Raw genomic sequence first — 24,230 nt, forward strand, 5'->3', positions numbered from 1 at the left:
ACACCACACAGGTTTCGGATGAAAATATCTTGTGATTCAGATCACAAAAACCTAACAAACCCTCAAATCAAAAATGTGAAACAGTTCACATTTAAATGCTATTTCTACCAGTGATTCCGGGTTTGTTGTTTTTTTACACAGCTGTTTTGTGATCAATATCACATCAATAACTACCATCCACCCTATATTCATGTGATCTAAATCACACAACAAGCCAGCAACTGGACAGTTGAACGATTCAGTGCCAGATTTCGCACTATCTACAGGGTCCGGCTACCTCTGCCGCTACATTAACAAACCTCGGGCTTCGAGCCTGCGCGACAGCAAACATAAGAAGGGGTGTTTTTATGTCATCCGATATTAAGATCAAAGTGCAAAGCTTTGGTCGTTTCCTCAGCAATATGGTGATGCCAAATATCGGCGCGTTTATCGCGTGGGGTATTATCACCGCATTATTTATTCCAACAGGGTGGTTGCCTAACGAAACGCTGGCAAAGCTCGTTGGTCCGATGATCACCTACCTCCTGCCGCTGCTGATCGGTTATACCGGTGGTAAGCTGGTAGGCGGCGAGCGCGGCGGCGTGGTCGGTGCTATCACCACGATGGGCGTTATCGTCGGTGCGGACATGCCGATGTTCCTCGGCTCAATGATCGCAGGCCCGCTGGGCGGCTACTGCATCAAGAAATTCGATAGCTGGGTAGACGGTAAGATCAAATCCGGTTTCGAAATGCTGGTGAATAACTTCTCCGCTGGCATCATCGGGATGATCCTCGCGATTCTGGCGTTTCTCGGCATTGGCCCGGCGGTTGAAGTCCTGTCCAAACTGCTGGCAGCCGGCGTTAACTTCATGGTTGTCCATGACATGCTGCCGCTGGCGTCTATCTTCGTTGAACCGGCGAAAATCCTGTTCCTTAACAACGCGATCAACCACGGTATCTTCTCGCCGCTGGGTATTCAGCAGTCCCATGAGCTGGGTAAATCCATCTTCTTCCTGATCGAAGCTAACCCAGGCCCGGGTATGGGCATCCTGATGGCGTACATGTTCTTCGGTCGCGGCAGCGCAAAACAGTCTGCTGGCGGTGCGGCAATCATCCACTTCCTGGGCGGTATCCACGAAATTTACTTCCCGTACGTGCTGATGAACCCGCGTCTGATCCTGGCCGTTATCCTCGGCGGTATGACTGGCGTGTTTACGCTGACCATCCTGAACGGCGGTCTGGTTTCTCCGGCGTCTCCGGGTTCTATCCTGGCGGTACTGGCGATGACGCCAAAAGGCGCCTACTTCGCTAACATCACGGCGATTATCGCTGCTATGGCGGTCTCCTTCATCATTGCCTCCATTCTGCTGAAAACCAGCAAAGTGAAAGAAGATGATGATATCGACGCGGCAACCCGTCGCGTGCAGGACATGAAAGCGGAATCTAAAGGCGCATCCGCGCTGTCCGCTGGCGATGTGACCAACGACCTGAGCCATGTACGTAAAATCATCGTTGCCTGTGATGCCGGTATGGGTTCCAGCGCAATGGGTGCGGGCGTACTGCGCAAAAAAGTTCAGGATGCGGGTCTGAGCCAGATTTCCGTCACCAACAGCGCGATCAACAACCTGCCGCCGGATGTCGACCTGGTCATCACTCACCGTGACCTGACCGAGCGCGCCATGCGCCAGGTTCCGCAAGCGCAGCACATTTCGCTGACCAACTTCCTGGATAGCGGACTGTACACCAGCCTGACCGAACGTCTGGTTGCCGCGCAGCGCCACAACACCAACGAAGAGAAAGTACGCGATCATCTGAAAGACAGCTTTGATGAAGGGGATAACAACCTGTTCAAGCTGGGCGCAGAAAACATCTTCCTGGGTCGTAAAGCCGCCACTAAAGAAGAAGCCATTCGCTTTGCGGGCGAGCAACTGGTGAAAGGCGGTTATGTTGAGCCAGAATACATCGACGCCATGCTGGAACGTGAAAAACTGACCCCGACTTATCTGGGTGAGTCTATCGCCGTACCGCACGGCACCGTGGAAGCCAAAGACCGCGTGCTGAAAACCGGTGTGGTGTTCTGCCAGTACCCGGAAGGCGTACGCTTCGGTGAAGAAGAAGACGATATCGCCCGCCTGGTCATTGGTATCGCGGCGCGTAACAACGAGCACATCCAGGTCATCACCAGCCTGACTAACGCGCTGGATGATGAGTCCGTGATCGAGCGTCTGGCGCATACCACCAGCGTGGATGAAGTGCTGGAACTGCTGGCCGGTCGTAAGTAAGTCCGTTGCCCGGTGGCGCTCGCGCTTACCGGGCCTACGATGTGCAGTTCCCGTAGGCCGGATAAGGCGTTTACGCCGCCATCCGGCATCATGTCCGGTGGCGCTGCTACCGGGCATGCGGTGTACGGTTTCCTCTCCCGCAAGGGAGAGGGTTTGGGTGAGGGGGGAAGCCATGCGGTCCCTCACCCCAGCCCTCTCGGGTAAAAACATTAATGAAGGTTAACACTATGAAAGCATTACATTTTGGCGCAGGTAATATCGGTCGTGGATTTATCGGCAAACTGCTGGCTGACGCGGGGATACAACTGACGTTCGCGGATGTAAACCAGGTCGTGCTCGACGCCCTGAATGCCCGTCATAGCTATCAGGTTCATGTGGTGGGTGAAAATGAGCAGGTTGATACGGTTTCCGGCGTTAATGCCGTGAGCAGCATCAGCGATGACGTGGTTGAGCTGATTGCGCAGGTCGATTTGGTCACCACCGCCGTTGGGCCGGTGGTACTGGAACGCATTGCTCCGGCCATCGCCAAAGGCCTGGTTAAACGTAAAACGCAGGGGATTGAAACGCCGCTTAACATCATTGCCTGCGAAAACATGGTGCGCGGCACCACGCAATTGAAAGGTCATGTGATGAACGCCCTGGCGGATGAAGACAAAGCCTGGGTTGAACAGCATGTCGGTTTTGTCGATTCCGCCGTCGACCGTATCGTGCCGCCTTCCGCCTCCGCCACGAACGACCCGCTGGAAGTCACCGTGGAAACCTTCAGCGAGTGGATTGTCGATAAAACGCAGTTCAAAGGCGCGCTGCCAGATATTCCAGGTATGGAATTAACCGATAACCTGATGGCATTTGTCGAACGTAAACTCTTCACGCTGAACACCGGGCATGCTATAACCGCGTACCTCGGAAAATTAACCGGTCATCAGACCATCCGTGACGCGATTCTCGATGAGAAAATCCGCGCTGTGGTAAAAGGGGCGATGGAAGAGAGCGGCGCGGTGCTGATCAAACGCTACGGTTTTGATGCCGACAAACATGCGGCATACATTCAGAAAATCCTCGGTCGTTTTGAAAACCCGTATCTGAAAGATGACGTTGAGCGCGTTGGCCGCCAGCCGCTGCGTAAACTGAGTGCGGGCGACCGTCTGATCAAACCGCTGCTGGGCACGCTGGAATACGGCCTGCCGCACGTTAACCTGGTCAACGGCATCGCTGCCGCGATGCACTTTACCAGCGAAGACGATCCGCAGGCCCAGGAACTGGCTGCGCTGATCGCAAAGAAAGGGCCGCAGGAAGCGCTGGCGCAAATTTCCGGGCTGGATGTAAACAGCGAAGTGGTAGCGGAGGCGGTTAACGCATACAACGCGACCAAATGAGGCAAAATACGGCGCAGGTCATCCTGCGCCCGAATGACAGATTGTCAGATATGCAGGCAATAATGGAACAAACCCAGGCCTTTGAAAACCGCGTGCTTGAGCGTCTGAATGCTGGCAAAACCGTACGAAGTTTCCTCATCACCGCCGTAGAGTTACTCACCGAGGCGGTGAATATTCTGGTACTTCAGGTGTTTCGCAAAGACGATTATGCGGTGAAATACGCAGTGGAACCGTTGCTCGACGGCGATGGACCGCTGGGCGATCTCTCGGTACGTCTGAAACTGATCTACGGTCTGGGGGTACTCAGTCGCCCTGAATACGAAGATGCGGAACTGCTGATGGCGCTGCGTGAAGAACTGAATCACGACGGTAATGAATATGCGTTCACCGACGACGAAATTCTCGGGCCGTTTGGCGAACTGCACTGCGTGACGGCGTTACCGCCGCCGCCGCATTTTGAGACCTCTGACCCGGGTTTATACGCCATGCAAATTCAGCGCTACCAGCAAGCGGTACGCTCAACGATGGTGCTTTCCCTGACCGAGCTGATTTCTAAAATCAGCTTAAAAAAAGCCTTTCAAAAATAGACCGTCAACCACTTACTGTTTTTCTTCCGGCTGCGGCTGATAGAGCTGGCGATAATATTCCAGACGTTGCAGGTACATCTGCGCATTTGCCTTCGGCACCTCATCAGGAACCATATCGCGCGGCGGCGTTTTATTCAGATACTCCCGAAATGCCTGACTCGAAGCCATAAAATCTACAGCCTTATCAATAAGAAGCGGAACGTTGTCACCTATTTTGACCATGATGATATCTCCATGTATTCTCCGCGTCGGGGAATGCGCGGCCGCTAATTTTAGTTTAGGCTCAGACAGGGTTTTCTATTGGGGAAAACGTGCTTAATCGCAAACCGCCATGCAGAAACCGTTAACATCACGTTTTGTTTATTAAATAAGTATTAAATCAAGACGTTACACAATCAATTAGCATTATAATACTTGCCTTATTTGATTATTTTTATCCCATTAGTTGTGAATAATCCCGCTCTGCGCGCATACTATAGAAAATTCATCCTGGTTCCATCAGAAGCTATCCCATGAAAGAAGTCGAAAAAAACGAAATTAAACGTCTGAGCGATCGCCTGGACGCCATCCGCCACCAGCAGGCCTCGCTATCCCTTGTCGATGCCGCTGACAAATATGCCGAGCTGGAAAAAGAGAAAGCCACGCTGGAAGCCGAGATCGTGCGCCTGCGTGACGTTCACAGCCAGAAGCTGAGTAAAGAAGCGCAAAAGCTGATGAACCTGCCGTTTCGCCGCGCGATTACTAAAAAAGAACAGGCCGATATGGGCAAGCTGAAGAAAAGCGTGCGCGGTCTGGTTGTCGTCCACCCAATGACGGCATTAGGCCGTGAAATGGGTCTGAAAGAGATGACCGGTTTCGCAAAAACCGAGTTTTAACCTTCTGCCGGGTACGCACACGCTTGCCCGGCTCGCCTTTTCCCTCCCCTCCCTCAATTGGCCCAACCAATTATCCCTTAATCCGATCACTGGTTCACAGTTCATTAAAATTCACCTACACTAGCGTTGCCAATAAGCAACATTTGATTAACCATTCATTGTCATTACCCCTACATCCCAATATTGGCAGGGCCACTTTTACACATAATGTGACAAAGAGATGAGCAAAAGACTCATTGCATTATGCGTGTGACCCTCAGGAGACCTGCAATGAATCTCTGGCAACAAAACTACGATCCGGCCGGTAACATCTGGATTTCCAGCCTGATCGCATCGCTTCCGATCCTGTTCTTTTTCTTCGCGCTGATTAAGCTCAAGATGAAAGGCTACATCGCCGCCTCCTGGACGGTCGCAATCGCGCTGGCTGTCGCGCTGCTGTTTTACAAAATGCCGGTGGATAACGCTCTGGCTGCTGTGGTGTATGGCTTCTTCTATGGTCTGTGGCCGATTGCCTGGATCATTATCGCCGCCGTCTTTGTCTATAAAATCTCTGTCAGAACCGGGCAATTCGACATCATCCGGTCATCAATATTGTCGATTACCCCTGACCAGCGTCTGCAAATGCTGATCGTCGGCTTTTCCTTCGGGGCATTCCTTGAAGGGGCAGCGGGCTTTGGCGCGCCAGTGGCGATTACTGCGGCTCTGCTAGTCGGCCTGGGCTTTAATCCGCTGTATGCGGCGGGTTTGTGCCTGATCGTCAACACCGCGCCGGTCGCGTTTGGCGCGATGGGGATTCCGATTCTGGTGGCCGGTCAGGTCACCGGGCTGGACAGCTTTGAGATCGGCCAGATGGTCGGCCGTCAGTTGCCGTTCCTGACCATTATCGTGCTGTTCTGGATCATGGCGATTATGGACGGCTGGCGCGGCGTGAAAGAGACCTGGCCTGCGGTGATGGTGGCGGGTGGTTCATTTGCTATCGCCCAGTACCTCAGCTCTAACTTTATCGGCCCGGAACTGCCGGACATCATCTCGTCGCTGGTCTCGCTGGTCTGTCTGACGCTGTTCCTGAAACGCTGGCAGCCGGTACGTATTTTCCGCTTTGGCGATATGGGCGCTTCACAGGTCGATCAGACGCTGGACCGCACCCATTACACGGTTGGTCAAGTCGTTCGCGCATGGTCGCCGTTCCTGTTCCTGACAGCGACCGTTACCCTCTGGAGCGTTCCGCCGTTTAAAGCGATGTTTGCCCCAGGCGGCGCGCTGTACGACTGGGTGATTAATATTCCGGTTCCGCATCTCGATAAGCTGGTTGCCCGTATGCCGCCAGTGGTGCATGAGGCAACCGCCTACGCTGCGGTCTATAAGTTCGACTGGTTCTCCGCTACCGGTACGGCCATTCTGTTCGCTGCGCTGCTGTCCGTCGTCTGGCTGAAAATGAAACCATCTGCCGCAATCCAGACATTCGGCAGCACGCTGAAAGAGTTAGCGCTGCCGATTTACTCCATCGGGATGGTGCTGGCATTCGCGTTTATCTCTAACTACTCCGGGCTCTCCTCTACGCTGGCGTTAGCGCTGGCGCATACGGGCAGCGCCTTTACCTTCTTCTCGCCGTTCCTTGGCTGGCTGGGCGTATTCCTGACAGGGTCTGATACCTCATCAAACGCGCTGTTTGCCGCCCTGCAGGCGACGGCCGCCCAGCAAATCGGCGTCTCTGACGTGCTGATGGTGGCGGCGAATACCACCGGCGGCGTAACCGGTAAGATGATCTCTCCGCAGTCTATCGCCATTGCCTGTGCGGCAGTGGGTCTGGTAGGGAAAGAGTCCGACCTGTTCCGCTTTACCGTTAAACACAGCCTGATTTTCACCTGCATGGTGGGTGTGATTACCACACTTCAGGCCTATGTCTTAACCTGGATGATTCCGTGATTGTGATGCCAAAACGCCTGTCAGACGAGGTTGCTTCTCGTGTGCGGGCGCTGATTGAAGAACAACAGCTGGAGGCGGGCATGAAGTTGCCCGCCGAGCGCCAGCTGGCCGTACAACTGGGTGTGTCGCGCAATTCTCTGCGCGAGGCGCTGGCGAAACTGGTCAGTGAAGGCGTGCTGATCAGCCGCCGGGGCGGCGGAACGTTCGTTCGCTGGCAGCATGAAACCTGGTCCGAACAGAATATCGTTCAGCCGTTGAAAACGCTGATGGCGGACGACCCGGACTACAGCTTCGACATTCTGGAAGCCCGCCACGCCATTGAAGCCAGCACCGCGTGGCACGCTGCAATGCGCGCCACACCCGCTGATAAAGAGAAAATTAAGCTCTGCTTTGACGCCACGCTCAGTGAGGACCCGGACCTCGCCTCTCAGGCGGATGTTCGCTTCCATCTCGCGATTGCGGAGGCCTCGCACAACGTCGTGCTGTTGCAGACCATGCGCGGCTTCTTTGATGTCCTGCAATCATCCGTGAAGCAGAGCCGCCAGCGTATGTATCTCGTTCCGCCGGTGTTTTCAAAACTGACGGAACAACATCAGGCGGTGATGGACGCCATTCTGGCCGGTGATGCCGACGGCGCACGTAAAGCCATGATGGCGCACCTCAGTTTCGTCCACACCACCATTAAACGATTTGATGAAGACCAGGCCCGCCAGGCGCGTATTACCCGCCTGCCCGGTGACCATAATGAGATTTCCAGGGAGAACAAAGCATGATCATTTCAGCAGCCAGCGATTATCGCGCCGCAGCCCAACGCATTCTGCCCCCTTTCTTGTTCCACTACATCGACGGCGGCGCCTATGCGGAATACACCCTGCGTCGTAACGTGGAAGACTTGTCAGAGGTGGCGCTCCGCCAGCGCGTGCTGAAGAATATGTCCGACCTGAGCCTGGAAACCACCCTGTTTAACGAAAAGCTGTCGATGCCGGTTGCACTGGCTCCGGTTGGCCTGTGCGGAATGTATGCGCGTCGCGGTGAAGTTCAGGCCGCCGCCGCCGCCGATGCGAAAGGGATTCCGTTTACCCTCTCCACCGTTTCTGTCTGCCCCATCGAGGAAGTCGCGCCGACGATTAAACGCCCGATGTGGTTCCAGCTGTACGTCCTGCGCGATCGCGGTTTTATGCGTAACGCGCTGGAGCGCGCCAAAGCGGCGGGCTGCTCCACGCTGGTCTTTACCGTCGATATGCCAACGCCTGGCGCGCGTTACCGTGACGCCCACTCCGGGATGAGCGGCCCGAATGCCGCCCTGCGCCGCTACTGGCAGGCTGCGACCCATCCACAATGGGCCTGGGATGTCGGCCTGAACGGTCGTCCGCACGATCTTGGCAATATCTCCGCCTACCTTGGCAAACCGACCGGGCTGGAAGATTACATCGGCTGGCTGGCGAACAACTTCGATCCGTCGATTTCCTGGAAAGACCTGGAGTGGATCCGTGAATTCTGGGACGGCCCAATGGTGATCAAAGGGATCCTCGATCCCGAAGACGCCCGCGACGCGGTACGCTTTGGCGCTGACGGCATCGTGGTCTCTAACCACGGCGGCCGCCAGCTCGACGGCGTGCTCTCCTCAGCCCGCGCCCTGCCCGCCATTGCCGATGCGGTGAAAGGCGATATCACCATTCTGGCGGACAGCGGAATTCGTAATGGTCTGGACGTGGTACGCATGATTGCGCTTGGGGCCGATAGCGTACTGCTTGGCCGTGCGTATCTGTACGCGCTGGCGACGGCGGGTCAGGCTGGCGTGGCGAACCTGCTGGATCTGATCGAAAAAGAGATGAAAGTCGCCATGACGCTGACCGGCGCAAAATCAATCAGCGAGATCAGCCGTGATTCACTGGTGCAGGAACTCGGTAAGTCTGTTCCGGCTGCGCTGGCGCCACTATCGCAGGGTGATGCGGCGTAGGCTGGATAAGGCGTCAGCCGCCATCCGGCAATGTAATGTGCATCGGGGAGCCTGATGGCGCTACGCTTATCAGGCCTACAGGGTGAGGGTGAACGTATTTTCTGCTATTCTGCCCCCCGCACTTAAGGGGGCAGTTAAGCATGTTGAATATCGTATTATTCGAACCAGAAATCCCACCAAACACCGGCAATATTATTCGTCTTTGCGCCAATACCGGTTTTCGTCTGCATATTATCGAGCCGATGGGCTTCACATGGGATGATAAACGTCTGCGCCGCGCGGGGCTGGACTATCACGAGTTTGCCGCCGTACAGCGCCATCACGATTACGCTGCCTTTGTCGCCGCCGAAAACCCACAGCGTCTGTTTGCTCTGACCACCAAAGGCACCCCTGCCCATAGCGCGGTGAGCTATCAGGATGGGGACTACCTGATGTTTGGCCCGGAAACGCGCGGTTTACCGGCGACCATTCTCGACGCGCTGCCCGCAGAACAAAAAATTCGTATTCCAATGATGCCGGACAGCCGCAGCATGAACCTGTCGAACGCGGTGTCGGTCGTGGTATATGAGGCATGGCGCCAGTTGGGGTATCCTGGCGCGGTATTGCGTAGTTGATTTCTGTCGGATGGCGGCTGACGCCTTATCCGACCTACGGATCTGGTAGGCCCGGTAAGCGGTAGCGCCACCGGGCATAAAGTCAGATGCCGTCGCCGTATTCGAACGTATGGTGAATCCCGTTAAAATGCTGATCCATATCCATTGACGGCTTATCGCTGTCGGGCTTGCCGACAATCCGCGCCGGAACGCCCGCTGCGGTAGTGTGTGGCGGTACGGGCTGCAAGACCACGGAGCCCGCGCCAATCTTCGCGCCGCGCCCCACTTCGATATTGCCAAGGATCTTCGCCCCGGCGCCAATCATCACGCCTTCACGAATTTTGGGATGACGATCGCCGCTGGTTTTCCCGGTCCCGCCAAGCGTGACCGATTGCAGGATCGAGACATCGTTTTCGATTACCGCCGTTTCACCGACCACAATCCCCGTCGCGTGATCGAGCATAATGCCGCGTCCAATTTTCGCCGCCGGGTGAATATCGACCTGGAAGGTGACAGAAACCTGATTTTGCAGGAATATCGCCAGCGCGCGGCGGCCTTCATTCCATAACCAGTGGCCGATACGGTAGGCCTGGAGAGCATGGAAGCCTTTCAGATACAGAAGCGGCGTCGAGTATTTGTCTACCGCCGGGTCGCGGGTGCGTACCGCCTGAATATCACAGGCAGCAGAGGCGATCATTTCCGGGTCGGCGGCGTAGGCCTCTTCCACCACTTCACGGATGGCGATGGCAGGCATAATCGGAGATGCGAGTTTGTTCGCCAGCATATAGCTCAGCGCACTGCCCAGGTTTTCATGCTTGAGTAGCGTCGCGTGGTAGAAACTGGCCAACATCGGCTCACAGTCCGCCAGAGCCCGGGCTTCGGCTTTAATATTGTTCCAGACGATATCCAGTTCTTCACATGACATTGCTGACTCCAGGTATCAGGCTAACGACCGGCCCGTTCTTCGCGGGCCGGGTCATTTAATAAAACAGATCCTTACGGCTAGTGGCGACTACGCTCGTCCTTGCGTGCACGACCTAATAACGTCAATGCTGCCTCGCGCGCGTTTTTTCCGCAATACAATACTTGATAAATTTCCTCGGTTATTGGCATTTCGACACCAAAACGGTGCGCCAACTCACGAACTTCTTTTGTATTACGGTAGCCTTCAACCACCTGACCAATTTTGTCCTGCGCGCTCTGAACATCCATGCCCTGACCGAGCATCATGCCAAAACGGCGGTTACGCGACTGGTTGTCAGTACAGGTCAGAACCAGGTCGCCCAAACCCGCCATTCCCATAAAGGTGGTCGGATCGGCCCCCAGCGCCGCGCCAAGACGCGACATTTCCGTCAGCCCACGCGTGATCAGCGCGGTACGTGCGTTTGCGCCAAAACCGATGCCGTCAGACATGCCTGCGCCAATCGCAATCACGTTTTTCACCGCACCGCCCAACTGCACGCCGATGAAATCGGGGTTGCTGTAGACGCGAAAACTCTTACCGCAGTGCAAAAGTTCCTGCAAATCATCCGCGAAGGTTTCGTCCGTCGACGCCAGAGAAATTGCCGTCGGCAAACCCGCCGCCAGTTCTTTAGCGAACGTCGGGCCGGATATCACCGCCAGCGGGATGTCATCGCCCAGCGCTTCACGGGCGACATCCTGCAACAGGCGCCCCGTTTCCGCTTCCAGACCTTTGGTCGCCCAGACCAGGCGCGCATCAGGACGCATCAGCGGTTTAATCTGTCGCAGCACCTCGCCAAAGACATGGCTTGGCACCACCACCAGAATGTTACGGCTGGCCGCCAGCGCGGTGGCTAAGTCGCTTTCAAGGCGTAGCGTATCGGGAAAAGGCACATCAGGGAGGAACGCGACGTTGCAGCGGTCTCGCTCAAGGGTCGCGACATGTTTAGGATCGTGGCCCCACAGGACAACCTGGTGGCCGTTTCTCGCCAGGGTGATGGCAAGAGCGGTGCCGTACGAGCCAGCACCGATCACAGTCATTGAAGCATTACTTTGGTTCATCAGGCATCCTGATGTTCTTCAGTACCTTCGCCAGCTTGCTGCTGTAAATAGTTCATGAACAGCGCATCGAAGTTAACCGGCGCAAGATTCAGTTGCGGGAACGTGCCGCGTGAAACCAGGCTGGTGATGCATTCGCGGGCATACGGGAACAGAATGTTCGGGCAGTATGCACCCAGGCAATGCGCCATCTGAGTTCCTTCAATACCACTGATGGAGAAAATGCCGCCCTGCTGAACTTCGCACAGGAAAGCGGTTTCTTCGCCCAGGGAAGCCGTTACGGTAACACGCAGTACCACTTCGTATACGTCATCTGCCAGTTGAGTAGACGCCGTATCAAGATCAAGTTTAACCTCTGGCTGCCAATCTTTCTGGAAAACATGCGGCGCATTTGGCGCTTCGAAAGACACATCCTTGGTGTAGATACGTTGGATCTGGAAAGCCATTTCGGTGTTATTTTGTTCTGACATGTGTAGAAAACCCTTTAGTGTTGTCCTTAAAATACTTGCGGCATGTTTTAACGCAGCAGGGGATCCAGTCCACCACGTGCATCCAACGCATACAAGTCGTCACAGCCGCCAATGTGCTGTGCATCAATAAAAATCTGCGGAACCGTCGTGCGGCCACTACGCTTGATCATCTCTTCACGTTTTACGGCATCGCCGTCAATCGGAAGTTCCTGGAAACTCACACCCTTACTGCTCAACAGCGCTTTTGCACGATGGCAAAACGGGCAGGTTGCTTTGGTGTAGATCTCGATGTTGGCCATGACTTATCTCCCGTGTTGAGTAACGCGTTATTTCCCGCGCACTAATGGCAGGTTCTCACCGCTCCAGCCCGCAACGCCTTCTTTCAGCACAAAAACTTTCTCAAAGCCCGCTTTGATCAGTGCGTTTGCGGATTCCTGACACTGCATACCGGAACCATCAACCACGATCAGAGGCTTATCTTTGTGCTTTTCAAGCTCGCCAACGTTGTTGGCCTTGATTTCGCTCGGCAGCAGGTTAGTCGCGCCCGCGATATGGCCTTTGCGGAAGTCGTCACGCTGACGTAAATCCACCACAACGGCGTCTTCTTTGTTGATAAGACGCGTCGCTTCGCCGCGAGTAATAACCTTAACTTTAGACATCAGGCCTTTGAAAGTGGTGAACAACACCGCCACCAGTAACGCAATCCAGGCGATACTCAGTATGGGATGGCGGCCAACAAATTGCATAATTTCTTGCATGGGGGGTAACAACTCCCGACTCAGTGATTAAAAAACCAGGAAAGGAGTATACCTGCGCGTTGGCGCAAATACAGCCAGAGCGTGCAATGGATTGCATTTTTGCGGGGCGCTACGGAAAAAAAACGTCGATCCGCGCCGTCCCCGGCTCGCTCTCTGCCCCATTCTTTGATCTTCTGAGGCTATTTTATCGATTCAGCTGTAGTAAAATTACGCAATTATTTTGTCTATTGAGTGTGAGGTTGTCGCAATGTCGGTTTCTAAAAAACCTATGGTACTGGTGATTCTGGATGGCTATGGCTACCGTGAAGACAGCCAGGATAACGCCATTTTGAATGCCAAAACCCCGGTAATGGATGCTCTGTGGGCAAAACGTCCGCATACCCTGATCGACGCTTCCGGTCTGGAAGTGGGTCTGCCGGACCGTCAGATGGGCAACTCCGAAGTGGGTCACGTTAACCTGGGCGCGGGCCGTATCGTGTATCAGGATCTGACGCGCCTGGATGTTGAAATTAAAGAACGTACCTTCTTCGCTAACCCGGAACTGACGGCGGCGGTCGATCAGGCGAAAAATACCGGTAAAGCCGTGCACATTATGGGCCTGCTGTCTGCGGGCGGCGTGCACAGCCACGAAGACCACATCATGGCGATGGTCGAACTGGCCGCAGAACGCGGCGCAGAGAAAATTTATCTGCACGCCTTCCTTGATGGCCGCGATACCCCGCCACGCAGCGCGGAATCCTCGCTGAAAAAATTCGAAGACAAGTTTGCCGCGCTGGGCAAAGGCCGCGTAGCGTCCATTATTGGTCGTTACTATGCAATGGACCGTGACAACCGCTGGGATCGCGTTGAGCAGGCCTATGACCTGATGACGCTGGCGCAGGGTGAATTCCAGGCCGATACCGCCGTTGCTGGCCTGCAGGCCGCTTACGCGCGCGACGAAAACGACGAATTTGTGAAAGCGACCGTCATTCGCGCGGAAGGTCAGGCCGATGCCGCGATGGAAGACGGCGACACGCTGATTTTCATGAACTTCCGTGCTGACCGTGCCCGCGAAATTACCCGCGCGTTCGTTAATGCTGATTTCGACGGCTTCGCCCGTAAGAAAGTGGTTAATCTGAACTTCGTCATGCTGACCGAGTACGCCGCTGATATCAAAACCGCCGTGGCTTACCCACCGGCATCGCTGGCAAACACCTTCGGCGAGTGGATGGCGAAGAACGACAGAACCCAGCTGCGCATTTCCGAAACGGAAAAATACGCCCACGTCACCTTCTTCTTCAACGGCGGCGTAGAAGAACCGTTTGCAGGCGAAGAACGCATCCTGATCAACTCGCCTAAAGTGGCGACCTACGATCTACAGCCGGAAATGAGTTCCGCAGAACTGACCGAAAAACTGGTTGCGGCTATCGGGAGCGGCAAGTATGACACCATCATCTGTAACTACCCGAACGGTGATATGGTCGGTCACACTGGCGTGATGGAAGCGGCGGTTAAAGCGGTTGAAGCGCTGGATCACTGCGTTGAGCAGGTTGCTAAAGCGGTTGAGTCCGTTGGCGGCCAACTGCTGATCACCGCAGACCACGGCAACGCCGAGCAGATGCGCGATCCATCCACCGGCCAGGCGCACACTGCGCATACCAACCTGCCGGTTCCGCTGATTTATGTCGGCGCGAAAAGCGTAAAAGCGGTCGAAGGCGGCAAACTTTCTGATATCGCACCGACGATGTTGACGCTGATGGGTATGGAAATCCCGAAAGAGATGACTGGTAAGCCGCTGTTCATCGTGGAATAATCCTTCCCCATGAGGGGAAAGGCGTTTAATTCCATTACACGGGCCGTGAAACCACGCAGGTTTTCAGTCAGACCCATGATTTACGCCAGCGTGTTGAGCGCTGGCGTATTGTTGTGCGCCTTTTCCGCCCATGCGGATGACCGCGATCAGCTCAAATCTATCCAGGCGGATATCGCCGCCAAAGAGCGTGCCGTACGCCAGCAACAGCAGCAACGTTCCAGTTTGCTCGCACAGCTCAAAACGCAGGAAGAGGCCATCTCCGCCGCCGCGCGTAAACTGCGTGAAACCCAGAATACCCTTGCCCAGTTGAATAAGCAGATCGACGCGATGAACGCGTCTATCGCGAAGCTGGAACAACAAAAAGCCATTCAGGAACGCAGCCTTGCCGCGCAGCTGGATGCGGCTTTTCGCCAGGGCGAGCATACGGGGATTCAGCTCATTCTTAGCGGTGAAGAGAGCCAGCGCGGGCAGCGTTTGCAGGCCTATTTCGGTTATCTGAACCAGGCGCGCCAGGACACCATTGCCGAACTGAAACAGACGCGTGAAGAGGTGGCGTCTCAGAAAGCGGCGCTGGAAGAGAAACAGAGCCAGCAACAGACGCTGCTGTATGAACAACGCGCCCAACAGGCGAAGCTGGAGCAGGCGCGTAATGAGCGTCAGAAAACGATCGCCAGTCTTGAGTCGTCAATCCAGCAGGGGCAACAGCAGTTAAGTGAATTGCGGGCGAACGAATCCCGCCTGCGCAACAGCATCGCGCGTGCAGAGGCGGCCGCCAAAGCCCGGGCGGAGCGAGAAGCCCGCGAAGCGCAGGCGGTGCGCAATCGTCAGCAGGAAGCCACTCGCAAAGGCACAACCTACAAACCAACCGAAAGCGAAAAATCGTTGATGTCCCGTACCGGCGGTCTGGGTTCACCGCGCGGTCAGGCATTCTGGCCCGTTCGCGGCCCAACGTTGCATCGTTATGGCGAACAGCTGCAAGGTGAGCTACGTTGGAAAGGAATGGTTATCGGTGCGTCTGAAGGTACTGAAGTCAAAGCAATTGCGGACGGCAGGGTGATTCTGGCGGACTGGTTGCAGGGCTACGGTCTGGTCGTCGTCGTGGAGCACGGTAAAGGCGATATGAGCCTTTACGGGTATAACCAGAGCGCACTGGTCAGCGTTGGCACACAGGTTCGCGCAGGCCAGCCTATTGCGCTTGTAGGCAGCAGCGGCGGTCAGGGCCGACCGTCACTCTATTTCGAAATTCGTCGCCAGGGTCAGGCCGTCAATCCACAGCCGTGGTTGGGAAGATAAGTTTTGCCTCACTTTCGTCGCACAATACTCTCACTCGCCAGCCTGCTGGCATTCGCCTCCCCTGTTTTTGCTGGCAAACTCGCCATCGTAATCGACGATTTTGGTTATCGTCCGCACAATGAAAATCAGGTGCTGGCGATGCCGTCCGCCCTCTCCGTTGCCGTCCTGCCCAATGCCCCACATGCCCGTGAAATGGCAACCAAAGCGCACAACAGCGGGCATGAGGTGCTGATCCATCTGCCGATGGCGCCGCTGAGCAAGCAGCCGCTGGAGAAAGATACGCTGCGCCCGGAGATGAGCAGCGACGAAATTGAACGCATTATTCGCGATGCGGTGAATAAGGTGCCGTATGCCGTGGGTCTCAACAACCACATGGGCAGCGCGATGACCTCCAGCCTGTTCGGCATGCAAAAAGTGATGCAGGCGCTGGAGCGTTATAACCTTTACTTCCTCGACAGCATGACCATTGGCAACAGCCAGGCGATGCGTGCCGCCTCCGGGACGGGCGTGAAGGTGATTAAGCGCAAAGTGTTCCTTGATGATACGCAGAACGAAGCGGATATTCGTCGCCAGTTTAATCGCGCCATTGAGTTAGCCCGTCGCAACGGGTCCGCTATCGCGATTGGGCACCCGCATCCATCAACGGTGCGAGTCCTTCAGCAGATGGTCTATAACCTGCCTGCGGATATTACGCTGGTGCGTCCGAGCAGCCTGCTCAACGAGCCGCAGACAGATACCTCTACGCCAAATCTGACGCCGCCGAAAAACGGTACGCCGGATGCGCCGCGAAATCCGTTCCGCGGCGTGAAGGTGTGTAAATCGAAGAAACCGTTAGAACCTGTCTACGCCAGCCGGTTCTTTAGCGTGTTAAGCGAAAGCATTACGCAGAGCACGATGGTGAACTACTTCCGGCATCAGTGGCAAGGCTGGGGCAAGATCGCTGCCCCCCAGAACGCTAACGCGGATTAATCGCTTTACGGGCAACGCGGTGGTGCGAAGCCGTTTTATCACGCCACCGGTATAACCGACCCGACCACAACAGCGCCTGATAAGCCGCCTTCGCGCTTCGTATGTTAAGCATCATGCGCTTATACATGCCGGAGGCAAATATTTCGGCGATCATCCGCTGGCGAATAAGCGTGTCCTGCTCCTTACGCACCGCATGACACACCCGCAGCGCTTCCCAGGTAATTTGTTGCTTAAATTCAGGATAGACGGGAATGCAATCCGCATAATCACTATTCAACTTTTCTAATAAACGCGTGATTTTAATGTAGTGTCGCTGGTAATGCAGATTACGCTCACCTTGTCGTTTCAGGCGGCTAACAGACTGATCGTGAAGAAAATATTTATACAACGCCTGTTCGGTATAGCGTACGCGCGTGGCATTGAACATCACTTCCGTGGTCCACAGGATATCCTGATGATGTAATCCGGGAACAAAGCTAATCGCGTGTTTTTCAATAAGGGCGCGCCGATAAACGCCCATCCAGACAACATGCGTCCAGCGGCGTGAAGCCAGCCCCATACGCAGCCAGTCCGGGCCGGTTAATACCCCTGTCGACCGAATGCGATCCGTGGGGATGGATGGCCAGGTATGCCCCGTCTCAAGAATGCACCAGTCTGCATTACACTGCGCCACATCCAGGTCATCCTGTAGCGCCATGGTCATCAGCGTTTCATACATGTTCGGATACACCAAATCATCGGCATCGACAAAAGCAACGTAGTCGCCGGTCGCCGCAGCCAACCCCCGGTTGCGGGCCACGGACGCGCCTGCATTATCCTGATGCAACAGGTGAACATGTGAATGGGTATCGGCAAAATGCCTTGCGATATCAACGGAGTTGTCGGTAGACCCGTCGTTAACAATGATGATCTCCAGCGCATTCCATGTTTGTGCAATCAAAGATTCCATGCATGCCTGGAAGCTATTACCCGCATTGTATAACGGAATAATAACACTCAGTGTACTTGTGCTGCTTTTCATAGAATGGCCCGTCAGTCTTTAATACATTGGCCTTTTCTACCGTGCTTTCATTAAGAAATTATTAAGTCCAGTGGAGATAATGGTTAAGGCGCACAAAACACCCTACAGATGAGAAGCCTCACCATGTATACTACGCCTTCGTATTATACGTATTTAGAATACTTATCTTGAGGGAAGTGATGACCATCAGTAAGACACATGAAAAGGGCTATACGGTCTATTACAAAGAGGAAAATAAAGACCTTAAGTCCCTGATGGATAAGTATATGAATAACGAAATCAGTGGCAAACCGCTGAACAGCGGCAACGAATTCCGCAGCGTAGAACTTGTTGAATACCAGTCACGGAAGTTCATCATCAAAAACGATCGCGAAATAGACCCACGATTTGAGAAAAAGATTCAGAATTTTCTCTCCGGGCCTTTTTATTCGCAGCTGATCCAAAAACTGGACAGCCTGGCGCCACAAGTGCGTGCCTGTACCGCTGATCTCTACTGTGTGGCCGAGAAAACACGTTTTCGCCAGTGCTATGATGTGTATACCCTTCATGAATATATTGAAGGGGAGCCATTAAATGATATTAATGAAAGCAATAAAGAAGATATTAAGGCGTGTATTCAGCAACTGCACCGGGCAGGTCTGGCCTCCAATGATATTCATGCCGGAAACTTTATCCGCACACCTTCCGGGGAATTGCGCATCATCGACTTATCCTGCAAAGGAAGTCTAAAAATTTGCCAGGCAAATGATATTTTAGTATTACAAAATAAATACCATATGAATATTGAAGGTCAGGGTCTGGTTTATAAACTTATTCAGCTTAAAGAGAAATTCAGACGCTTATCCCGCAAGATGCGCGGAAAATAAAAACGCCATTTTACGGCCAGGTTCGGGAAAACCTGGCCGCCAGCAGGATGCTATCAGTCCCAGCTCAGAATCACTTTTCCTGACTGGCCTGAACGCATCGCATCAAAGCCTTTCTGGAACTCATCGATGGAGAAACGGTGGGTGATGATCGGAGACAGATCCAAGACAGACTGAATCAGCGCCGCCATCTTATACCAGGTTTCAAACATCTCACGACCGTAAATACCTTTAATAAACAGCCCCTTGAAGATCACCTTCGTCCAGTCGATAGACATATCCGAAGGCGGAATCCCCAGCATCGCGATACGACCGCCGTGGTTCATGGTATCCAGCATGGCGCGAAACGCAGGCGGCGCACCGGACATCTCCAGGCCGACATCAAACCCTTCAGTCATGCCCAGATTAGCCATCACGTCGGTCAGGTTCTCTTTCGCAACGTTCACCGTGTGGATGATGCCCATTTTACGCGCCAGTTCCAGACGGTACTCATTCACATCCGTGATCACGACATGACGCGCGCCCACATGTTTCGCTACCGCCGCCGCCATGATGCCGATCGGGCCGGCACCGGAAACCAGCACATCTTCACCGACCAGATCGAACGACAGCACCGTGTGTACGGCATTGCCGAAGGGGTCGAAGATAGAGGCTAAATCATCGGAGATGTTATCCGGGATCTTAAAGGCGTTAAACGCCGGAAGTACCAGATATTCCGCAAAACAACCGGGACGGTTAACACCGACACCCAGAGTATTGCGGCACAAATGCGTACGGCCACCGCGACAGTTACGACAATGGCCGCAGGTAATATGGCCTTCGCCGGAAACGCGATCGCCAATCCTGAAGCCTTTAACTTCCTGACCGATACCGACCACCTCGCCGACATATTCATGCCCTACCACCATCGGAACCGGGATGGTTTTTTGCGACCATTCATCCCAGTTATAGATGTGAACGTCAGTGCCGCAGATGGCTGTTTTACGGATTTTAATCAGCAGATCGTTATGCCCGACTTCCGGTACCGGAACGTCAGTCATCCAGATGCCCTCTTCCGCTTTCAGTTTGGATAACGCTTTCATCTCACATCCTCAGGCAATAACGCCCAGTTGTTTACCAATACGTGTGAACGCCTCAACCGCACGCGTGATTTGCTCAGGGGTATGCGCCGCAGACATCTGGGTACGAATACGCGCCTGACCTTTCGGTACAACCGGATAGAAGAATCCGGTCACGTAAATCCCCTCTTTTTGCAGCTCGCGGGCAAATTGCTGCGCAACCACCGCATCACCCAGCATCACTGGAATAATAGCGTGATCGGCGCCAGCCAGCGTGAAGCCCGCAGCGGACATTTGCTCACGGAACTGGCGCGCATTCGCCCACAGGCGATCGCGCAGTTCGCTCCCCGCCTCAACCATCTCCAGCACTTTAAGGGAGGCCGCCACAATGGCAGGCGCCAGGGAGTTCGAGAACAGATACGGACGGGAACGCTGACGCAGCCACTCCACCACCTCTTTACGCGCCGCCGTATAACCGCCAGATGCCCCACCCAGCGCTTTGCCTAACGTACCGGTAATGATGTCCACGCGTCCCATTACGTCACAGTATTCGTGAGAACCGCGACCGTTCTCCCCGGCAAAACCGACAGCATGGGAGTCATCAACCATCACCAGCGCGCCGTAAATGTCTGCCAGGTCACAAACGCCTTTCAGGTTGGCGATAACGCCGTCCATCGAGAACACGCCGTCGGTGGCGATCAGCACATGACGAGCGCCAGCTTCACGGGCCTCTTTCAGACGCGCTTCCAGCTCTTGCATATCGTTGTTGGCATAGCGAAAACGCTTCGCTTTACACAGGCGAACGCCATCAATAATCGAGGCGTGGTTTAACGCATCCGAGATAATCGCATCTTCTGCGCCCAGCAGAGTTTCGAACAAGCCGCCGTTGGCGTCGAAGCAGGAAGAGTACAGAATAGCGTCCTCCATACCGAGGAAGTCCGCCAGTTTTTGCTCCAGCTGTTTATGGCTGTCCTGAGTGCCGCAGATAAAGCGCACTGAAGCCATGCCAAACCCGTGAGAATCCATTCCCGCTTTTGCTGCCGCAATCAGTTCGGGATGGTTAGCCAGCCCCAGATAGTTGTTGGCGCAAAAGTTGATGACGTGGCTTCCGTCTGCCACGGTGATGTCCGCCTGCTGCGCAGACGTGATAATGCGCTCTTCTTTAAACAATCCTTCCGCACGGGCGGTTTCCAGATCGTTGGTTAACTGCTTATAAAAATCCCCACGCATTGCGATTCTCCAGACTGGGCAAATTTCAGCACATATTACCCAAAGCTATACATTGATACGAGATGACGCATCATCACTTCTTGAAAATGCAGCATAAATCACGCGTACCCGCACAGCTTATCGGTGAATGGCTGAAGCCTGGGCCGTGTAGTGATATGATAAGAAGTATTCGTGTCTGAGATTGTCTCTGACTCCATAATTCGAAGGTTACAGTTATGATCATCGTTACCGGCGGCGCGGGCTTTATCGGCAGCAACATCGTTAAGTCCCTGAATGATAAAGGCATCACCGATATTCTGGTGGTAGACAACCTGAAAGACGGCACCAAGTTCGTCAACCTGGTGGACCTGAATATTGCTGACTATATGGATAAGGAAGACTTCCTGATCCAGATTATGGCCGGAGAAGAGTTCGGCGATATCGAAGCGGTTTTCCACGAAGGCGCCTGCTCTTCCACCACCGAGTGGGACGGCAAGTATATGATGGACAACAACTATCAATACTCCAAAGAGCTGCTGCACTACTGCCTGGAACGTGACATTCCGTTCCTGTATGCCTCTTCTGCGGCAACTTACGGCGGTCGCACCTCTGATTTCATTGAGTCTCGTGAATATGAGAAACCGCTAAACGTTTACGGCTACTCTAAATTCCTGTTCGACGAGTATGTACGCCAGATCCTGCCTGAAGCCAGCTCGCAGATTGTGGGTTTCCGCTATTTCAACGTTTACGGACCGCGTGAAGGCCATAAAGGCAGCATGGCGAGCGTCGCTTTCCATCTGAATACTCAGCTCAACAACGGTGAAACGCCAAAACTGTTTGAAGGCAGCGAAAACTTCAAACGCGATTTTGTCTACGTCGGCGACGTGGCTGATGTAAACCTGTGGTTCTGGGAAAACGGCGTGTCCGGCATCTTTAACCTGGGCACCGGGCGCGCGGAATCCTTCCAGGCCGTGGCGGATGCCGCGCTGGCTTATCACAAGAAAAGCGACCTTGAGTACATTCCGTTCCCGGAAAAACTGAAAGGCCGTTACCAGGCGTTCACGCAGGCGGATCTGACCAATCTGCGCGCCGCAGGCTATGACAAACCGTTCAAGACCGTTGCCGAAGGCGTAACGGAGTATATGGCCTGGCTGAATCGCGACGCGTAAGAAGAAACATGAAAATACTGGTGATTGGTCCGTCCTGGGTAGGCGACATGATGATGTCGCAAAGTCTTTATCGCACGCTCAAGGCGCGCTATCCCCAGGCGATAATCGACGTGATGGCGCCCGCGTGGTGCCGCCCGTTATTGTCGCGTATGCCGGAGGTCAACGACGCGATCCCCATGCCGCTTGGCCACGGGGCGCTGGAAATTGGCGAGCGGCGCAAGCTCGGTCATCGTCTGCGTGAAAAGCGCTATGACCGCGCCTATGTTCTGCCGAATTCGTTTAAATCCGCACTCGTTCCTTTCTTTGCCGGCATTCCGCATCGCACCGGCTGGCGCGGCGAGATGCGCTACGGCCTGCTCAACGACGCGCGCGTGTTAGATAAAGAGGCCTGGCCATTAATGGTGGAACGCTATGTGGCGCTGGCCTACGACAAAGGCGTTATGCGTACTGCCCAGGATCTGCCGCAGCCTCTGTTATGGCCGCAGCTACAGGTGAGCGAGGGCGAAAAGTCCCTCATCTGCAACGAATTTTCTCTTTCCGCTGAACGTCCGATGATCGGTTTTTGCCCCGGCGCGGAATTTGGCCCGGCGAAACGCTGGCCGCATTATCACTATGCGGAACTGGCAAAGCAGCTCATCGATGAAGGCCACCAGATCGTCTTGTTTGGCTCAGCAAAAGATCATGACGCCGGAAATGAAATTCTGGCTACACTGAATACTGAGCAGCAGGTCTGGTGCCGCAACCTGGCGGGAGAAACGCAGCTGGAACAAGCTGTTATCCTTCTATCCGCCTGCAAAGCCGTTGTTACGAATGACTCTGGTTTAATGCATGTCGCCGCTGCGCTGAACCGTCCGCTGGTCGCGCTGTACGGCCCCAGCAGCCCGGACTTTACTCCCCCACTTTCGCATAAAGCGCGGGTTATCCGTCTGATTACGGGTTATCACAAGGTGCGCAAAGGGGATGCTGCGGAGGGGTATCATCAGAGCCTGATTGACATCACGCCGACGCGTGTCCTGGAAGAACTCAATAGTCTGTTATTACAAGAGGAAGCCTGACGGATGCGGGTTCTGATAGTCAAAACATCATCAATGGGGGATGTGTTACACACATTGCCCGCACTGACTGACGCACAGCAAGTCATCCCGGGTATTCAGTTTGATTGGGTGGTAGAAGAAGGATTCGCGCAAATTCCATCCTGGCACGATGCTGTCGATCGCGTGATTCCCGTCGCTATTCGCCGTTGGCGTAAGGCCTGGTTTTCCGCGCCCATCAAAGCTGAACGTAAAGCCTTTCGCGATGCCGTACAGGCACAGCAATACGATGCGATTATTGATGCCCAGGGGCTGGTAAAAAGCGCGGCGCTGGTCACAAGACTGGGACGCGGCGTAAAGCACGGCATGGACTGGAGTACGGCCCGGGAGCCCCTGGCCAGCCTGTTTTACAACCGAAAGCATCACATCGCTAAAGCGCAGCATGCCGTTGAACGCACCCGCGAGCTGTTCGCCAAAAGCCTGGGGTACAGCAAGCCACAGTCTCAGGGCGATTATGCGATTGCGCAACATTTCCTGAGCAATCTGAATGCAGACGCAGGGCAATATGCGGTATTTTTACACGCGACCACCCGAGACGATAAGCACTGGCCGGAAGCAAACTGGCGAGATCTGATCGGCCAACTGCGTGATGCGGGTGTACGCATTAAGCTGCCCTGGGGTGCGCCCCATGAAGAAGCACGGGCAAAAAGATTAGCGGAAGGATTTGATTATGTGGATGTTTTACCACGAATGAGTCTGGAAGAGGTCGCACGCGAGTTGGCGGGGGCAAAATTTGTAGTGTCCGTTGATACCGGGCTTAGCCATTTAACCGCCGCCCTTGATCGACCTAATATCACGCTGTATGGCCCGACCGATCCGGGACTGATTGGGGGATATGGGAAGAATCAGTGCGCGCAAAAGAGTCATTCAGGGAAGATGTCAACTCTGGGTGCGGATGCCGTCAAAGTATCATTGCTTGATTTTAATTTGCTATAACTTT

The 24,230-nt window shown here is 54.4% G+C and carries 24 protein-coding genes; 15 read left to right on the forward strand and 9 right to left on the reverse strand.

The features are described 5' to 3' along the window. Positions 1-347: 347 nt before the first annotated feature. The 3 genes from mtlA (at position 348) to mtlR (ending at position 4,224) form a co-directional block, all read left to right on the forward strand. A complete protein-coding gene (gene mtlA / locus OGV79_RS01470; RefSeq protein ID WP_012135735.1) occupies positions 348-2,261 on the forward strand; it encodes a PTS mannitol transporter subunit IICBA in 1,914 nt (637 codons plus the stop codon). Positions 2,262-2,488: 227 nt separating this feature from the next. Continuing rightward, positions 2,489-3,637 (forward strand): mannitol-1-phosphate 5-dehydrogenase, encoded by a 1,149-nt coding sequence (mtlD, locus tag OGV79_RS01475; protein WP_286466779.1) that lies wholly within the window; start codon positions 2,489-2,491, stop codon positions 3,635-3,637. Further along, complete coding sequence (gene mtlR, locus OGV79_RS01480; protein ID WP_012135737.1) at positions 3,634-4,224, forward strand: mannitol operon repressor MtlR; 591 nt, start codon at positions 3,634-3,636, stop codon at positions 4,222-4,224. The genes mtlD and mtlR overlap by 4 nt, the downstream gene beginning before the upstream one ends. Before the next feature lie 12 nt (positions 4,225-4,236). Here mtlR and OGV79_RS01485 read toward each other — a convergent pair whose 3' ends face one another. Continuing rightward, positions 4,237-4,446 (reverse strand): hypothetical protein, encoded by a 210-nt coding sequence (locus OGV79_RS01485; RefSeq protein WP_012135738.1) that lies wholly within the window; start codon positions 4,444-4,446, stop codon positions 4,237-4,239. Between the two features lie 290 nt (positions 4,447-4,736). On the opposite strand from OGV79_RS01485, the gene OGV79_RS01490 reads away from it, so the two are divergent. The 5 genes from OGV79_RS01490 (at position 4,737) to trmL (ending at position 9,599) form a co-directional block, all read left to right on the forward strand. Next, complete coding sequence (locus tag OGV79_RS01490) at positions 4,737-5,099, forward strand: YibL family ribosome-associated protein (RefSeq protein WP_012135739.1); 363 nt, start codon at positions 4,737-4,739, stop codon at positions 5,097-5,099. 270 nt (positions 5,100-5,369) lie between these two features. After that, the gene (gene lldP / locus OGV79_RS01495; RefSeq protein WP_286466780.1) at positions 5,370-7,025 is read left to right on the forward strand and encodes an L-lactate permease; all 1,656 of its coding nucleotides are present in this window, start codon (positions 5,370-5,372) and stop codon (positions 7,023-7,025) included. Continuing rightward, positions 7,022-7,798: a transcriptional regulator LldR gene (lldR, locus tag OGV79_RS01500; protein WP_012135741.1), complete on the forward strand. Its 777-nt coding sequence runs from the start codon at positions 7,022-7,024 to the stop codon at positions 7,796-7,798. Before lldP ends, lldR begins: the two co-directional genes overlap by 4 nt. Then, positions 7,795-8,985 (forward strand): FMN-dependent L-lactate dehydrogenase LldD, encoded by a 1,191-nt coding sequence (gene lldD, locus OGV79_RS01505; RefSeq protein ID WP_110493655.1) that lies wholly within the window; start codon positions 7,795-7,797, stop codon positions 8,983-8,985. The genes lldR and lldD overlap by 4 nt, the downstream gene beginning before the upstream one ends. Before the next feature lie 140 nt (positions 8,986-9,125). Next, the gene (gene trmL, locus OGV79_RS01510) at positions 9,126-9,599 is read left to right on the forward strand and encodes a tRNA (uridine(34)/cytosine(34)/5-carboxymethylaminomethyluridine(34)-2'-O)-methyltransferase TrmL (protein ID WP_047460282.1); all 474 of its coding nucleotides are present in this window, start codon (positions 9,126-9,128) and stop codon (positions 9,597-9,599) included. Positions 9,600-9,681: 82 nt separating this feature from the next. Here trmL and cysE read toward each other — a convergent pair whose 3' ends face one another. The 5 genes from cysE to OGV79_RS01535 form a co-directional block, all read right to left on the reverse strand. Then, the gene (cysE, locus tag OGV79_RS01515) at positions 9,682-10,503 is read right to left on the reverse strand and encodes a serine O-acetyltransferase (protein ID WP_012135745.1); all 822 of its coding nucleotides are present in this window, start codon (positions 10,501-10,503) and stop codon (positions 9,682-9,684) included. Positions 10,504-10,580: 77 nt separating this feature from the next. Next, positions 10,581-11,600, reverse strand: a complete 1,020-nt coding sequence (gene gpsA / locus OGV79_RS01520; protein ID WP_012135746.1) for an NAD(P)H-dependent glycerol-3-phosphate dehydrogenase — start codon at positions 11,598-11,600, stop codon at positions 10,581-10,583. Next, the gene (secB, locus tag OGV79_RS01525) at positions 11,600-12,067 is read right to left on the reverse strand and encodes a protein-export chaperone SecB (RefSeq protein ID WP_003024155.1); all 468 of its coding nucleotides are present in this window, start codon (positions 12,065-12,067) and stop codon (positions 11,600-11,602) included. Before secB ends, gpsA begins: the two co-directional genes overlap by 1 nt. A gap of 47 nt (positions 12,068-12,114) precedes the next feature. Further along, entirely contained in the window at positions 12,115-12,366 is a 252-nt protein-coding gene (grxC, locus tag OGV79_RS01530) for a glutaredoxin 3 (RefSeq protein ID WP_047358806.1), read from the reverse strand. Between the two features lie 27 nt (positions 12,367-12,393). Then, positions 12,394-12,825, reverse strand: a complete 432-nt coding sequence (locus OGV79_RS01535; RefSeq protein WP_012135748.1) for a rhodanese-like domain-containing protein — start codon at positions 12,823-12,825, stop codon at positions 12,394-12,396. A 247-nt stretch (positions 12,826-13,072) separates the two neighbouring features. Between OGV79_RS01535 and gpmM the strand changes: the two genes are divergently transcribed. The 3 genes from gpmM to OGV79_RS01550 are packed head-to-tail and all read left to right on the forward strand — an operon-like array spanning position 13,073 to position 16,879. Continuing rightward, positions 13,073-14,617: a 2,3-bisphosphoglycerate-independent phosphoglycerate mutase gene (gene gpmM / locus OGV79_RS01540; RefSeq protein ID WP_110493654.1), complete on the forward strand. Its 1,545-nt coding sequence runs from the start codon at positions 13,073-13,075 to the stop codon at positions 14,615-14,617. Between the two features lie 33 nt (positions 14,618-14,650). Further along, positions 14,651-15,910 (forward strand): murein hydrolase activator EnvC, encoded by a 1,260-nt coding sequence (gene envC, locus OGV79_RS01545; RefSeq protein ID WP_258371875.1) that lies wholly within the window; start codon positions 14,651-14,653, stop codon positions 15,908-15,910. A 3-nt stretch (positions 15,911-15,913) separates the two neighbouring features. Next, positions 15,914-16,879: a divergent polysaccharide deacetylase family protein gene (locus tag OGV79_RS01550; protein WP_110493652.1), complete on the forward strand. Its 966-nt coding sequence runs from the start codon at positions 15,914-15,916 to the stop codon at positions 16,877-16,879. On the opposite strand, the gene OGV79_RS01555 is transcribed toward OGV79_RS01550, so the two are convergent. Further along, positions 16,866-17,900: a glycosyltransferase gene (locus tag OGV79_RS01555; RefSeq protein ID WP_110493651.1), complete on the reverse strand. Its 1,035-nt coding sequence runs from the start codon at positions 17,898-17,900 to the stop codon at positions 16,866-16,868. The genes OGV79_RS01550 and OGV79_RS01555 overlap by 14 nt on opposite strands. 179 nt (positions 17,901-18,079) lie before the next feature. On the opposite strand from OGV79_RS01555, the gene rfaY reads away from it, so the two are divergent. Then, complete coding sequence (gene rfaY / locus OGV79_RS01560; RefSeq protein ID WP_110493650.1) at positions 18,080-18,766, forward strand: lipopolysaccharide core heptose(II) kinase RfaY; 687 nt, start codon at positions 18,080-18,082, stop codon at positions 18,764-18,766. A 53-nt stretch (positions 18,767-18,819) separates the two neighbouring features. On the opposite strand, the gene tdh is transcribed toward rfaY, so the two are convergent. Then, the gene (tdh, locus tag OGV79_RS01565) at positions 18,820-19,845 is read right to left on the reverse strand and encodes an L-threonine 3-dehydrogenase (protein ID WP_286466796.1); all 1,026 of its coding nucleotides are present in this window, start codon (positions 19,843-19,845) and stop codon (positions 18,820-18,822) included. A 9-nt stretch (positions 19,846-19,854) separates the two neighbouring features. Continuing rightward, the gene (kbl, locus tag OGV79_RS01570; protein WP_286466798.1) at positions 19,855-21,051 is read right to left on the reverse strand and encodes a glycine C-acetyltransferase; all 1,197 of its coding nucleotides are present in this window, start codon (positions 21,049-21,051) and stop codon (positions 19,855-19,857) included. A 215-nt stretch (positions 21,052-21,266) separates the two neighbouring features. Between kbl and rfaD the strand changes: the two genes are divergently transcribed. From rfaD to rfaC, 3 genes are read left to right on the forward strand one after another with little or no spacing between them, the layout of a single operon-like run. Continuing rightward, positions 21,267-22,199 (forward strand): ADP-glyceromanno-heptose 6-epimerase, encoded by a 933-nt coding sequence (gene rfaD, locus OGV79_RS01575; RefSeq protein ID WP_012135758.1) that lies wholly within the window; start codon positions 21,267-21,269, stop codon positions 22,197-22,199. Positions 22,200-22,207: 8 nt separating this feature from the next. Beyond that, positions 22,208-23,254, forward strand: coding sequence for an ADP-heptose--LPS heptosyltransferase RfaF (gene rfaF / locus OGV79_RS01580; RefSeq protein WP_012135759.1), 1,047 nt, complete (start codon positions 22,208-22,210; stop codon positions 23,252-23,254). A 3-nt stretch (positions 23,255-23,257) separates the two neighbouring features. Continuing rightward, on the forward strand, positions 23,258-24,226 hold the full coding sequence (gene rfaC / locus OGV79_RS01585) for a lipopolysaccharide heptosyltransferase RfaC (protein WP_230009575.1): 969 nt from the start codon (positions 23,258-23,260) through the stop codon (positions 24,224-24,226). Positions 24,227-24,230 lie beyond the last annotated feature (4 nt).

This window comes from Citrobacter sp. CK185 (assembly GCF_030333565.1).
Taxonomy (GTDB): Bacteria; Pseudomonadota; Gammaproteobacteria; order Enterobacterales; family Enterobacteriaceae; genus Citrobacter_B; species Citrobacter_B koseri.

Excerpts from the sequence above, each read along its gene's own strand:
- mtlA (WP_012135735.1), top strand. The coding sequence starts at position 348 with ATGTCATCCGATATTAAGATCAAAGTGCAAAGCTTTGGTCGTTTCCTC.
- mtlD (WP_286466779.1), top strand. The coding sequence starts at position 2,489 with ATGAAAGCATTACATTTTGGCGCAGGTAATATCGGTCGTGGATTTATC.
- mtlR (WP_012135737.1), top strand. The coding sequence starts at position 3,634 with ATGAGGCAAAATACGGCGCAGGTCATCCTGCGCCCGAATGACAGATTG.
- OGV79_RS01485 (WP_012135738.1), bottom strand. The coding sequence starts at position 4,446 with ATGGTCAAAATAGGTGACAACGTTCCGCTTCTTATTGATAAGGCTGTA.
- OGV79_RS01490 (WP_012135739.1), top strand. The coding sequence starts at position 4,737 with ATGAAAGAAGTCGAAAAAAACGAAATTAAACGTCTGAGCGATCGCCTG.
- lldP (WP_286466780.1), top strand. The coding sequence starts at position 5,370 with ATGAATCTCTGGCAACAAAACTACGATCCGGCCGGTAACATCTGGATT.
- lldD (WP_110493655.1), top strand. The coding sequence starts at position 7,795 with ATGATCATTTCAGCAGCCAGCGATTATCGCGCCGCAGCCCAACGCATT.
- trmL (WP_047460282.1), top strand. The coding sequence starts at position 9,126 with ATGTTGAATATCGTATTATTCGAACCAGAAATCCCACCAAACACCGGC.
- cysE (WP_012135745.1), bottom strand. The coding sequence starts at position 10,503 with ATGTCATGTGAAGAACTGGATATCGTCTGGAACAATATTAAAGCCGAA.
- gpsA (WP_012135746.1), bottom strand. The coding sequence starts at position 11,600 with ATGAACCAAAGTAATGCTTCAATGACTGTGATCGGTGCTGGCTCGTAC.
- secB (WP_003024155.1), bottom strand. The coding sequence starts at position 12,067 with ATGTCAGAACAAAATAACACCGAAATGGCTTTCCAGATCCAACGTATC.
- grxC (WP_047358806.1), bottom strand. The coding sequence starts at position 12,366 with ATGGCCAACATCGAGATCTACACCAAAGCAACCTGCCCGTTTTGCCAT.
- OGV79_RS01535 (WP_012135748.1), bottom strand. The coding sequence starts at position 12,825 with ATGCAAGAAATTATGCAATTTGTTGGCCGCCATCCCATACTGAGTATC.
- gpmM (WP_110493654.1), top strand. The coding sequence starts at position 13,073 with ATGTCGGTTTCTAAAAAACCTATGGTACTGGTGATTCTGGATGGCTAT.
- OGV79_RS01555 (WP_110493651.1), bottom strand. The coding sequence starts at position 17,900 with ATGAAAAGCAGCACAAGTACACTGAGTGTTATTATTCCGTTATACAAT.
- rfaY (WP_110493650.1), top strand. The coding sequence starts at position 18,080 with ATGACCATCAGTAAGACACATGAAAAGGGCTATACGGTCTATTACAAA.
- tdh (WP_286466796.1), bottom strand. The coding sequence starts at position 19,845 with ATGAAAGCGTTATCCAAACTGAAAGCGGAAGAGGGCATCTGGATGACT.
- kbl (WP_286466798.1), bottom strand. The coding sequence starts at position 21,051 with ATGCGTGGGGATTTTTATAAGCAGTTAACCAACGATCTGGAAACCGCC.
- rfaD (WP_012135758.1), top strand. The coding sequence starts at position 21,267 with ATGATCATCGTTACCGGCGGCGCGGGCTTTATCGGCAGCAACATCGTT.
- rfaF (WP_012135759.1), top strand. The coding sequence starts at position 22,208 with ATGAAAATACTGGTGATTGGTCCGTCCTGGGTAGGCGACATGATGATG.
- rfaC (WP_230009575.1), top strand. The coding sequence starts at position 23,258 with ATGCGGGTTCTGATAGTCAAAACATCATCAATGGGGGATGTGTTACAC.